Origin of the sequence: Paraburkholderia sp. GAS42 (genome assembly GCF_050436565.1) — a bacterium.
Taxonomy (GTDB): domain Bacteria; phylum Pseudomonadota; class Gammaproteobacteria; order Burkholderiales; family Burkholderiaceae; genus Paraburkholderia.
The window spans coordinates 41,008-53,443 of record NZ_JBNDML010000017.1; the positions used below are offsets into that span (position 1 = coordinate 41,008).

Annotated in this window: 10 protein-coding genes and 2 pseudogenes; 7 read left to right on the forward strand and 5 right to left on the reverse strand. The window is 55.3% G+C overall.

The features are described 5' to 3' along the window. Positions 1-749 precede the first annotated feature (749 nt). From P3T16_RS23615 to P3T16_RS23630, 4 genes and pseudogenes are all read left to right on the forward strand, one after another. Positions 750-1,757, forward strand: coding sequence for a LysR family transcriptional regulator (locus tag P3T16_RS23615; RefSeq protein WP_429344096.1), 1,008 nt, complete (start codon positions 750-752; stop codon positions 1,755-1,757). A gap of 66 nt (positions 1,758-1,823) precedes the next feature. Next, complete coding sequence (locus tag P3T16_RS23620; protein WP_429344097.1) at positions 1,824-2,102, forward strand: alpha-ketoglutarate-dependent dioxygenase AlkB; 279 nt, start codon at positions 1,824-1,826, stop codon at positions 2,100-2,102. 804 nt (positions 2,103-2,906) lie between these two features. Then, entirely contained in the window at positions 2,907-3,215 is a 309-nt protein-coding gene (locus P3T16_RS23625; protein ID WP_429344098.1) for a superinfection immunity protein, read from the forward strand. 147 nt (positions 3,216-3,362) lie between these two features. Continuing rightward, positions 3,363-3,767 (forward strand): annotated as a pseudogene (locus P3T16_RS23630) (RNA-guided endonuclease InsQ/TnpB family protein); the annotation flags it as partial. A gap of 14 nt (positions 3,768-3,781) precedes the next feature. On the opposite strand, the gene P3T16_RS23635 reads toward P3T16_RS23630, so the two are convergent. Beyond that, positions 3,782-4,105, reverse strand: coding sequence for a 4Fe-4S dicluster domain-containing protein (locus tag P3T16_RS23635; RefSeq protein WP_429344099.1), 324 nt, complete (start codon positions 4,103-4,105; stop codon positions 3,782-3,784). 105 nt (positions 4,106-4,210) lie between these two features. Continuing rightward, complete coding sequence (locus P3T16_RS23640) at positions 4,211-5,548, reverse strand: MFS transporter (protein WP_429344100.1); 1,338 nt, start codon at positions 5,546-5,548, stop codon at positions 4,211-4,213. A gap of 188 nt (positions 5,549-5,736) precedes the next feature. Between P3T16_RS23640 and P3T16_RS23645 the strand changes: the two genes are divergently transcribed. The 3 genes from P3T16_RS23645 (at position 5,737) to P3T16_RS23655 (ending at position 7,757) form a co-directional block, all read left to right on the forward strand. After that, positions 5,737-6,156 (forward strand): cupin domain-containing protein, encoded by a 420-nt coding sequence (locus P3T16_RS23645; protein WP_429344101.1) that lies wholly within the window; start codon positions 5,737-5,739, stop codon positions 6,154-6,156. A 139-nt stretch (positions 6,157-6,295) separates the two neighbouring features. Next, entirely contained in the window at positions 6,296-6,973 is a 678-nt protein-coding gene (locus P3T16_RS23650) for a helix-turn-helix domain-containing protein (RefSeq protein ID WP_429344102.1), read from the forward strand. A 124-nt stretch (positions 6,974-7,097) separates the two neighbouring features. Next, complete coding sequence (locus tag P3T16_RS23655; RefSeq protein ID WP_429344103.1) at positions 7,098-7,757, forward strand: DJ-1/PfpI family protein; 660 nt, start codon at positions 7,098-7,100, stop codon at positions 7,755-7,757. A gap of 156 nt (positions 7,758-7,913) precedes the next feature. Here P3T16_RS23655 and P3T16_RS23660 read toward each other — a convergent pair whose 3' ends face one another. From P3T16_RS23660 to P3T16_RS23670, 3 genes and pseudogenes are all read right to left on the reverse strand, one after another. Beyond that, positions 7,914-9,428 (reverse strand): sigma factor-like helix-turn-helix DNA-binding protein, encoded by a 1,515-nt coding sequence (locus P3T16_RS23660; protein WP_429344215.1) that lies wholly within the window; start codon positions 9,426-9,428, stop codon positions 7,914-7,916. A 75-nt stretch (positions 9,429-9,503) separates the two neighbouring features. Next, positions 9,504-10,007: pseudogene (locus tag P3T16_RS23665) on the reverse strand (helix-turn-helix domain-containing protein); the annotation flags it as partial. A 1,905-nt stretch (positions 10,008-11,912) separates the two neighbouring features. Then, positions 11,913-12,416 (reverse strand): SET domain-containing protein, encoded by a 504-nt coding sequence (locus P3T16_RS23670; protein ID WP_429344104.1) that lies wholly within the window; start codon positions 12,414-12,416, stop codon positions 11,913-11,915. Between the last annotated feature and the right edge of the window lie 20 nt (positions 12,417-12,436).

Here is a 12,436-nt window from a genome sequence, read left to right on the forward strand (position 1 = left end):
ATTCGGTCGATGCTTGTTTCTGAAAACTCCCTGCGCACCGACAGGATTGTTTTCAGACCGATTTCATATGGTGAACCGGCGTAGCAAGCTCCGTCCTGAAGAAATCAATCACGCCCTGAGATCCTGAACGCGCTGCGCAGCAAGTCTGATCGAGAAAACGGCCAACTGCAGCGCCTTCTGCGTATAACACCGCTGCTTTTTTTGGGAGCCCCTACGTGAACGATGTCACGCATGACGGCCACTTTGAATTCCACAGGTCGACTCACAGAAGGCGTGGCGGCAATTCACGCCATACGCGGGACACCCGTCAGCAAGCGTAGCCGGGAACGGGGAAGCAGTTAGCGTCGAATAACTCGCCAGGATGGCGTGACCTGGAGCGTCTCGGATAACAACCCTAATTTGTGACATGGACGTCGTTGACGGATGCCGTGAGCAAATCTCCGCCATAGAAACAAAGCACGACGGTAAGCCGGGTACAGGGAGCTTCAACCTTCGGCTCCCTAGAGAATGAAGCGCCTGGCGGCCGATTAAGGAAGGCTTCCTCCACGTGCCGAGCCCACTGTTAGTCTGTCTTTCCCTCTGTTTTCAGCCTCGGTATGAAGCCTTTTCGGCGCTCGATGCTCTAAGCGCTGGTAAATTGTTATGATTGAGAGCACAATTTAGATGTTGCAAACGGATGCGCGAGCGCTTCTAGTTGCGATTGGCAATGAGAGTTTCGAAAAATTTAGGCCCCGTAGGAGGCAGCAAGAATGGATCGGTTGCAAGCAATGGAAGTCTTTACGAAGGTCGTGGAGATGAACAGTTTTTCCCGGGCGGCTGAAGCTCTGGAGATGACTCCCGCGTCTGCGACTACCATCATCAAAAGGCTGGAGGCGCATCTGAGTGTGCGTCTCATGCACCGCACAACGCGGAGGCTAAAGCTTACGCCCGAGGGCGCCGACTACTATGAGCGATGTGCCCGAGTCCTTGCTGAGATAGAAGAGGGTGAAAACGCAATCGTTGGGTTTGGGAAGGGGCCTCGCGGAAAACTTCGAGTCGATATGCCAGCCTCGCTCGGCAAGTTGATTGTGGTGCCGCAAATAGCCGGTTTCCGAGCTTTGTATCCAGACATTGACTTGATGATCGGCTTTAGCGACAGACGAGTCGACCTTATCCAGGATGGTGTCGACTGCGCGATTCGGGTGGGGCCGCTGCAGGATTCAACGCTCATTGCAAGGAATCTGGGTTGGCTAGATGTAGTGACCGCTGCGAGCCCTGTATACCTGGAACGTCATGGTGTTCCCAGATCACTCGCTGATCTTGACGGGCACTCGGCGGTCCATTACTTTTCAGGCCGGACCGGGCGCACTCTCGACCTGAATTTTGTCGATGAGAAGGAGGCGACAGAGGTGAAAATGCGAGGAAACCTGGCATTCAACGACGCTGAGGCTTATGTTATGGCCGGCGTAGATGGCGCAGGGATCGTCCAACCTCCCAGGTACATGGCACACGCGCACCTTTTATCAGGAGCACTGGTGGAGATTCTCCCTGGCTTGAGGCCGCGCTCGAAAAGCGTTTCTGCTGTCTATCCGCACGCCAAGCATCTCGCGCCAAAGGTCCGTGTGTTTGTTGAGTGGGTAGCTGAACTATTCAAACAATGCCCGTTGCTCACAGGCCAGGGAGACATGACTCAGTGTTTGCGTGACAAGCCGACGACGACGGAAACGCCGACGCAAGGCAGTTTGAGGGTGGACCGTACGGTCGATCTGGTCTTGTAAGGTTGTCGGTGCGGCCTCAGGGCCTTGTGCGAGGGGGAAATTCGTCCGTTGATGTGAACGGACGCCATGTTGTTCGACTGCCTTGAATGTTTTCCAGGTGCTGTGGCTACGATCAGTCTCGGAGAATCCTGGAGTATGCTGTTTCGCAGCGACAAGGAAGATCGCAAAGCAGAATATTTGCTTCACCGGCAAAGCGCTGCAGTGTTGGCTGGTGAGGTGCGGGAAAGATGGGCGCATGAAATCCCAAAGCGGAAGAAGGAGGGGAATGTGCTGCGTGGCAGGCGTGTTTCTCTCACGTTCAGGAGAGCTCGACCGGTGACAGATCACTTCGAGGTTGAGATATAGACGTCCGATAGGTGCGTCTGTGTAGCTCTTTCGCGCCGATACGAAAGAACGTTCGACTTTCCGGCTCGAGCAAAAAAAGCCGACCAGTTAAGGTCGGCTAAAGATTCTGGCCATTCCGAGGGCTGCACCAGAATCTGAGAGGTTGCGCGGTGTCGAGAGGGTGTCACAAAATCAGCACAGTATTGACTGCGCGCGCCTAGCACTTACTCGCTTGCAGGCGGCGCCGCACAACTGTGTCGCATCCAGGAATGCAGTAGAGAAGATTGGAAGACCAGACGCCTCAAGGGCCGCTAGATATGACAATCAAAAGTACTCGCAAGGCGGCGCGACATTCCAATGAGGAGATGATCACTTACTGAAGGTATGCCTTGCGTCGGTGGGACCTTCAAGACGGATCTTATTTAGCTTCTGCGCAGCTAAATAACTCAGTCAAGGATTATACACGAAATCCTAGTATGTGGGCTGCAACCTGAGGGAGATCAACTTTTTTCAAAGCGAAGTTCGCAGTAGAGCTGCAGCGTAGTCAAGGCACACAAGCAAGGCTCTTCATTGCACAAATAGTCTCCGGCAACTGCAAAACCCAGGTACCTGTCCGGAGCGGCGTTTATCCTCGGGAGAAGTCGGCAATTTCATGGTTAGAGCGCGACTATGCACGGCTAGCAGCGAATTGTTGTAGTCGGAGCAATTGTGATTTCAGTCTATGCACATAGATTTCGAGCGCACGCATCCTAGACCTGACCACAGCTTTGCCGGCTGGCCGACCGCCCGGCGCCGTATTTAACGCAGCCTTATTGGAGTAATGCGATGAAGCAGATTGTCGAAATTGTCATTGTCCTTGGCGCCGTCGTCCTGTATTTGACACCGGCAATGGAAGCGGATGTCCAGAACCACCCTGATGCATTTGCCATAACAGTAGCAAACATCTTGCTCGGATGGACCATAGTCGGATGGGTAGCCACTTTCCTGTGGGCACGTCGCCCGAGAGCCGGCAGAGTCAAGCGATTGCCACATCTTGTGAGGCGATTCGGACGTTCGACTGCGCGAGCGACAATCGAAAAACTGGTCACCCACGCGGCGCTACGCGCATCGTCCCGCAGACAAGTCAGCGCGTGAAGACGGGCGGCCACGGCGCATCGTGCCTGTTGGGCAATCGGCTGTCCAGTAATCTGTTCGCGCTCGCCTACTACGCATCCCAAGAGGCGTTGCGAGCAGGCAATTGCCAAGCCATTCGTGTGGACAAGTCTCTAGAATTCCCGGAAAGACATGCTGCAGAAGCTTTCCACGGCGCTCGTCGAAGAGTACGGCGCCATCTTCACTGGCAACGTGAACGCCTCGGCGCTCGCGAAGACACGGATGGCAAAGTCTGTGCTCGATGCGGGCTGGAGTATGTTCCGGATCATGCTGCAATACAAATGCGATTTCGCCGGCGTGTGGTTCGATGAGGTTGATGAAGCGTATTCAACCCAGACCCGTAGCTGCTGTAGCAGGCGCACAGGCCCGAAGGGCCTGCAAGGTTTGCGAATAAGAGAATGGGCCTGTCCAGAGTGTGGCGCGTATCATCATCGCGACATCAACTCGGCAGAGAACATTCTTGCGGCGGGACGTCGCCGTCTGGCAGTAGGAATCCCCGTCCTTCCCGCGCCGGGCGCGGCGGCCACAGGCTGAGGGCGGGAAGGACGTCAATGTGAGAGGAGGTGGAGCTTGTGTTCTTCCATTGCGAGACTGTCCGCGTCTGGGAGGGGTGTTACGGGGCCGTTCGCCCGCTCGTAAATCCTTGCCAGGCGGGCGTTCTCTTCTGCCATGTGTTTCTGATTGTGGGGAAGCTCATAGGTCGGCACGATTGCACCTACTGGACAAACCAAGGTACAGGTTGTGCAGTTAACGCAAACTTGGGGATCAATCACCACAAAATTTTTCCCCACCCGGAATGCATCCACGGGACACGCAGCGATACATTCGCCATAGCGGCAGCCAATACACCTTTCAGTTACGACGCAGGTCATGGTGTCACCTTCTCAACGGTAATCATGTCAATCGGGGAAGCGCCACAGAGCGACTTGCAGGACGATCGTTCCGTGGCAGGTCATGCGTGAAAAAAGCTCGGAGTATCAGTTCTTTGACAGGTCGCTCCCGGACGTCTCGCCTGCGGCATAAGTCGCTATCAATGTGAAGATTCCGAGGAGCGCGATCAGGCATGAAACGGATTCGATATGCCCCGTAAAGGCCATTAGTGAAGTAGCAGCGATCGGAGTTAAACCGCCACCAATGGCGGCCGCTACCTGGACGCCTAGCGAACACCCACTGTAGCGCACCTTCGTACCAAAGAGTTCAGGTATGCATGCCGCCTGCGGACCGAAAAGCGTGGCGTGACCAAGGCTCATGCAAACTGCCATTGTGATGATCACAGTCATCGGGTCGCCTGACTGGACCAGCCAGAAGAGTGGGAACGCAGCAAGGACGGTCGACGCCGCACCGAAGTAGTAGAGCGGCTTGCGACCAAAGATGTCCGACAGATATCCAGCAAGCGGCACAGTAACGAATTCAAGTGTCGCGGCGAGTAACAGGCCGCTGAGCATGACTGTTTTGGGGATGCCGATTGTCTTGTTTCCGTACATCACGAGAAAAACAGAAAGCAGATAAACCCAGGCCACTTCAGAGATCTTCAGACCCACCGAAACGAAGAAGCTGCGCTTGTACGAGCGAAAGACTTCGAGAAGCGGCACTTTAACCGGCGCATCATGCTTCATCGCTTTAAGAAATTCTGGCGATTCAGAGACCCTGAGGCGAATGACCAGCCCGACCATTACGAGTGCGATACTGACCAGGAAGGGAAGGCGCCATCCCCAAGCGAGAAACTGCGCTTCGGGCAACCGACTGACAGCGGCGAAGGCAGCGGTAGAAAGTACGATCCCGAGCGGGAAGCCTACCTGGACAATTCCGCCAAAAAAACCACGTCGATTAGGCGGCGCATGCTCGACGACCATCAACGCTGCGCCGCCCCATTCGCCACCGAGGCCAATTCCCTGAAGGATTCGCAGCGTGATAAGAATCACCGGTGCCCACACTCCAATTTGTGAGTAGGTGGGCAAGAGGCCGATGAGAAATGTGGCTCCGCCCATCATGAACATTGTGATCATCAGCATGGTCTTTCGACCGATGCGATCGCCGAAGTGGCCGAAAATGGCGCCTCCGAGAGGACGTGCGATAAACCCGGCAGCGAACGAAGCTAGAGACGCGATAGTCCCAACAAACGGGTCGAACGCAGGGAAGAACAGTCTGTTAAAGAGCAGCGCAGCGGCAGTGCCGTACAGAAGAAAATCGTACCATTCGACGGTCGTTCCAATCACGCTGGAAACCATGATGACTCGCATCCGCGCTTTCTCACTGGTTTCGTCAGCTGTGCCAGCTGAAAGCACATCCAGCTGGTCACTTTGCAAAATTGCCATGTCAGATCTCCTAGCCGGGTCCGGCGTTGTCCACGTCCACAGGCGTCCGAATGTTTACCGAACGTGAGTTGAGAGTAGCCTGAAAAAAAACATTTGCAATAAAAAGTTGCGTAATGGGAAACACTGACCTATATTTGTCTACAACCGCCTCCCCGGTGGCTTCATTCACTGACGATCTAGGAGATGACATGGAAGCAACGTCTACGAAACCGCACTTCGCGCAGCGACTGCAGGGCAAGCTTGAACCGACCCCCGGCGGGTCTGTGTATGTAGACCCGAACCAGATTGAGTGGGAGAAATCCCAATTCGACAAAATCTGGATGAAGGTCCTGTACCGCAACGACGAGATTGGCGAGATGACGGTTCTGTTGAAGTGGGAACCGGGCGCGACGTTGCCCTTCCACCGTCACCCCGAAATCGAGCAGAGCTACGTGCTTGAGGGCTCCTTCTACGATCACGACGGGATCTGTCGAGCGGGTCAGTTCGTGTGGCGCCAGCCCGGATCACTCCACCAGACGCACACAGATGAGGGTTGCGTGCTGCTCGCGATTTACCGCAAGCCGAACGTATTCTTCAATGCTGCCGGGTTTGAGAAGAATCCCCACTAAGCACGTGCGGGGAAACTTCCTGTCGCACAGGTTTCCTCGCAGGCGCGCAGCAGCTAGAATCGGGTCACCGCGCACGGTGACCCGATTTTTCGTTTACAGGCAGGAGGGCCGGGCGCGCGTTGACTTCTGGGCGATTGCGATGACTAAACGACGACAAGATGCTGCCCAATCGGTGGGCGAGCCAATGCAGCTAGAGATGGATGAGGCAGACCGGGATGAGGAGATGGTCTGTCGACGGCTTCGGGAGCTTCGTCAGAAGCGTGAAATGACTCTGGAGACGCTGGCCGACTTATCTGGTTTCACGAAGGGCTATCTTTCCCGCATTGAGAACGGGAAAAAAGCCCCTCCAATTGCATCGCTGGCGCGGCTCGCGCGGGCCCTGGGCGAAGAGCTCGGTTACTTCTTCCTGGAAGACGCCGGTAGCGCAAGTTCTGACGAATCGAAAGTCTCTGTTGTGCATAAATGGGAGCGCAAGCCCGTGGCACGGGGTGGGACGGCTTTCGGTTATGACTACGTCAGTCTTGCGCATAAAAGGGCTCATAAGTTGATGGACCCCTTCATCTTCACATTTCCATCGGAGACGGACGCCGACCAATACTTCCAGCATAGTGGAGAAGAGTTTATCTACGTGATGTCCGGCCGCGTCAGATTTGAAATTGTGCTGAACGGCGAGCTTCGCGAATGGACGCTCGAAGCCGGTGACAGTATGTACTTTGACTCGAGTCTGCGTCACCGGGGGCACAGCATCGACGGCGCCGAAGCACAAGCGCTGGTCGTAGTGCAAGCTGGTGACGAGGAGGACCGAACGGCTGGCTGACGGTCGACGCCTGTTTTCTCATTGGAAAGCCATTTCGACAAAAAGTAAACAATTTGCCCTTATATGTTGTCTATTGGGAAACTTTGTCCTATGCTGTGAGAACAGCCAATTTCAGGAGACAGAAATGAGGGTAGCGGCTATTTTTTACGATGGCGTAGAACCTATCGATCTTGGTGTTGTTGGTGTTCTGTCGATGGCGAAACGTGTGACGTCCGATCTTGAATACTTCACCGTTTCTGAGGCCGGCGGCGCAGTTAATTTGCAAAACGGCTTGAAGGTTCTGATGGACTACAGTTTCGAAGACGCGCCATATGCAGACGTGTTCATCGTGACGGGTGGCCCGGGCTGGAAAGTTCAAGCTACAAATGAGCGGATGCTTGCTTTCCTGAGAAAGCGGGCAGCTGAGAGCGTCTGTGCTGCCAGCGTATGCACAGGATCGATGTTGCTAGGGGCCGCAGGGCTGTTAAAGGCGCGTCCCGCGACGACAAAGACGCAAGTTGTTCCCCCCGAAATCAATCCGCTCGAAGCGTTGACTGTGGAGTACGGCGCCAAGGGTTCGCGAGCACTTGTCGTCGACGACGGCGATATCGTCACTGGCGGTGGTGTTACTCTCGGAATCGACACGACGTTCTACCTTCTTGAGCGATTTCTGGGTAAGGACGTGGCGTCGGAAACGGCTCGCATCATGGAGTACTCGGCGGCGCTGGTGGCCAACAAGGCGAGGCTTTCAATCGTTCGAAGCAGCGATCTGTCTATCATCGACGATGTTTCATGCGCCGAATGAATCACGACCGCGTCTCTCCAGATGAGTACGATTGGATGGAGAAGACGCGGCAGACGTGTCGTTGGATCAGGCCGCTAGCCGAGCAGCTTCGATGAGGCAGGGTCCCTAGCTTACTGGCTTCGCAGCGGTGTGATGAACACACCAAGTTCGAAGCGGCTAAGCCGCCATCATTGCATCGTCCAGCGCGAGCTCGATGATTCTGCTCTCCGGATAAACGGTGATTCGCACGATATCACCACAGTCGTAGCCTTGCACAAGCATCTCATGCACCAGGCGGTTAAAGACCGTCGCCCCTGACGAACGATTGACACAGTCAACAGTCGACGAAGAATCTCGTATGCGATATTCGCCCGCTGGCACATGCGGTACAGCGCTTGCGGGGATGGTGCACGCCTTGCTCCTGGCGGCGAACTCCGTGATGATGTAAGGAAAGCTCACGCTTCCATCTGGATGACGACAAACTTCGATGCGGTTCAACATTCCTTCGCGCGGCGACATGGCACGCATAAACGCGATGGGATCGAGCGGTCTTCCCACAATGGTATAAATGCCGTGACTGACCAGACGGACAATCGGTGTCGTCATGAGTGCACTTGAAAAGGTGATGAGCTTGATGTCCGTAAGTGCGGATCTCAGCTCAGAACGGCTCGCCACGCCACCGTTCGCCTCGAGCGCAGCCACCAGTCGCAACTCCGTCTCTGACAGCTCTTCCATTGGATCGAGTGGTGTGTTCGCCCAATAGTCGTCGTATTGGACAACTTGAAGCCAGGCAAGCCGGTCAAGAACTGCGCGCGCAATATGGATCGGCGGAATCAGCATCAACGAGCGGTCGCGGTCAAATTCTGGGGTTGCCGTCCTGCTCCGATAACGCATGATCGCCGCCAGCAGGTCAGCGATGTCAACCCGTTCACGTGCGACCGTGAAGACTTTTCGGGCGACGGTAAGAATAATGTTGTGACCGGGGTTTTCTGGCCCAAACCAGAACCATGCCTTATCCACATCAAGCCATTCAAAGCCCTCTACTGACTGCAGCATACCGGCGAGGCTCGCACCTTGCTCTTCGTAAATGAGCGATGCGATGCCAGCAACAGCGGGAAGATGAGCGACGCCGCAAGAACGGATCATTGCGTACGCAAGGCTTCGGACTGCTTTGACGTCGTCGACTTCCACAATATCGTCATCGTCCGGAGCATATGCCCAGGAATCAATGCGCAGGCTACCCGGCTGCATGACCGACTCGCTCATGCGGGCAATGCGCCTTCCAAGCAGATCACTAGCAAAAAGACACGCATGCTCGAAGGTCAGAAGTTCACCCAGTAGCGTGCGCGCATGATTGTTCAGGACGGACACTGGGCAGGGAAGACATGAGGCACAGGCGAGCTCGAGGGCATCAAGTGCTGGGATATCAAACTCAAATTGAGCGGAACGCTCGATCAATTTCTCAACTATCTGGCGCACCCGCTCTCTGGTAATTCCCAAGGGCGTGCCGAGTGCTGCTAAGGTCGTGCCTTCCTCGCCGTCCACACCATAACGACGGGCAAGAAGATTTGCGTCGCGCAGTGCTGCCACATCAATGGATTGATCAGGAAAAGCCAGATTTCGCCCTCGTGTAGCCAGACAGGTTGCAACTTTCCAGATTGCATCCGTCACCGTATTAGCTACGATCGTCACGTGCTGTCGCCTAGGAGTTGGAGCTGCTGGCTCTTCGCTGTCTGGCGCAACAAGCCCGCCAGATGGTAGGCCGAGAGCCGTTTCCCATGCGAGCAGACGACTGCTGTGCATTGAGCGGGGAAGCTCTCCTTTTTCCCATTTGACTAAACTCGGCACGGATACTTCAATTCGTTCTGCGACCTGTGCTAATGAAAGCCCGAGACTACGTCGTCGGGCTCGCGCGCGAGAACCCAGTGCGCGACCAGCGGCCGCTGGAACGAACAAGGGGTCGTAAGCCATCGAGGCCGAAGAGAAGGGCGGTGACGACGAAATAACCGGCTTGGGCAAGATCTTGTCTTCTGGCGATAGTAGCCAACCGGCTGGCACTTGTAAGGCTGCCTCCCACGCGTCGATTCTCGTGCGGAGCATGCTACCGGGCAGATTACCCGACTCCCATCGGGCGACAGTCAACGGCGTGACATGAACGAGCGCTGCCATTTCCGGCACGGACTTCCGCAATGCCTCGCGGCGATTGCGAGCTCGAGCTGCGAAGTCGGGCGCAAGCGAGCGCGGAATGTAGATACGGGGTGCGGTCTTCATAGGCTAGACGAGGGCGAAAGAACTGCGAGGTACTTCCGTGTTTCCGGCGCCTGTTGGGTACAGTCCGGTTCCTCGGGTAACGTAGCGTGCTGCTAACGTCCAACATAGGCTCTTTTCGTCCATTTTTCGCCTCGATGGCTATTTTTACCAGAAATATTCTATCCAGGATTACGGGCAGTTCACCTATTTAACCGGATTGAGCGACGTTGTCGGCTGAGGCGGAAAAAAGTGTGCCATTTCGGCGTCACCGCCGTTGTGTCTACCACGCATTGACTCAGATCCAGATTAAAGCGTTTGATTGCTGTCATTTCTGACTGACGAAGGCGCATCGGTGCGAAGCTTCTTTCCACCGGTGATACTTCCAGGCGTTAGGCTGAGCGTGATTCCCCCGGAGGGGGCATGTTCGGTTTCTACCGCTCCAATCCCGTATCTGTACGTGCTACAGCGACGTTGTTACACGCGAAGCGCTCGTGTCTAGCTCGCATGTGCCACTAATGCTGCGCTGAGAGGGATGATCCACGACGTCCTGGTATCTGTGAAACGAAGCGGAAACTCACTTTATGGTCAAATCACCGCTGATTTTATATTCCCAGTTGAGCTGTTTAGATGTTGAGTTGTACCCTAATCTGTCAGTTCGGATTTTTTTGGCAACAATATCGCATCGCAGGTTTACATGCATTGCACTTGAGCCTCGAGGCGATGCTGGTTCTTACACCGGCAGGCAGATGCAGGGAAGGCGATGGCGTGCGAGTGAAGGTGTCATCCGCTAGATGAAATTGGATTGACCGGCTTTGAATTTTTCCCAACGCAACGCATAATTCGCCGTTGCGAATAAAATGAACAACGGGGGCGGCATGGCCAGAAGTACGTTGAGATCGCAGAACGAATGCCGTGCTTGCGGATATACCTGGTATCCGCGAGGCAAGACGATATCTATGCGGTGTCCTCAATGCTCAAGCCGAGACGTAGGGCAAATTCAACGTGCTGTCGCAGCGAGTTCTGGGTCTGGTTGCGGAGTCGTCGTGCTGGCGGCAATCGTCGCAGTAGTTGTGCTGTTTGTTGTTAATCACAAGTCGGACGATTCGCCGGCAGCAGGCCGCTCCACACCTTTACCCGTCATCGCTGGCGCCTCCGCAGTCACCGAACCGCTGACAGCGGACGGACTGAATCCGGTGGGAGGCGGGGGCGTAGCGTCAGCTCCGCAATTGAGCGACGTGCCAGCGTCAGCCGCTCAGAGCGCAAGCATCGCAGTCGATCAGGCAAGCCCATCTCAATCGGCGGCATCGGAATCCGCTGAAGCGTCACCCATCCAGCTGCGTATCACGTACAACACCAGCTTCGATTGCGCAAAGGCCGCGCGAGAAGACGAACAGGCAATCTGTAGTGATCCCGGGCTTGCAGCGATGGATCTGGAGATGGCACAAGTCTATGCAGCGGCTTTCCGGGCAGCGTCCGATCCTGCAGCCCTGACCGAAGCACAGCGCGACTGGCTCAGCGTAAGAGCTATGTGCAATAGCGATGTGGGATGTTTGCGTCACGCATACGGAGTTCGACTAGGTCAATACCACGGATCACTGGGATCTAAACCTCCTACCGTGCTAGACGATGCATTGTCCAAACCATGACCACGTGACGGTATGTCTCACGAAGATGATCTGCGGTGACGGAACCGACTAGCCACTAATAGATGCGCCTGCGACAGCACGATTTGAGGAACGATGCGGTTTACATGGGCGAGGCTGGTATCGTCGAACACACTGGTTCTCGCACAGCATCTGAGATCTTCACAGCCGACGGATGCGCGTTGCCGGCTGAACCGAAATGGACGCCGTTTTGCATCCCTCATGGCTAGCCAGCAGTCATCGGAGGAGCGAAAGACAACACCTGTTATTGATCGCGTTCGGCTCACCGAGCTTCGCCATGACCACACAATTGCGTTTTCCGTCGCCGCTCCTCCAGCATCGTTCCTTTGCAATCAGGCGAGGTGCAACGACAACGGAACTGTTCCTTGACTTTGCGGCTACAGCGTCGGTCCAAAATCAGCCCGTAGTCAAGCGTAAGTTCTTCGCCTGGTGATATGTCACACAGCGCATAAATGAAGATTCGACCATTCGAAAGCTCCGCCTCACAGTTGGGCGAACATGCGTGATTCAACCAGCGTGCGCTGTTTCCGCCCTTGCTCCCATCTATGACGACTCCTGCCTCGACGTCAAAGAAGAAAGTGTGTCCTGGTTGAGAGTGATTATTTGGGAGCTGGTCCAAAACTTCCGTCCAGTTGACTCGAGCGCCTTTGTATTCGCAGAGGAATTCGGCCGCAGCAATGATGCGATTCGCAAAGAGACCTCGCCCGTGGACCGGAGAACGGCGCACGACAAATCTGGGACGTCCTGCGCGTGGAGTCTCGCTCATGACAGCATCGCTTTTTTAAA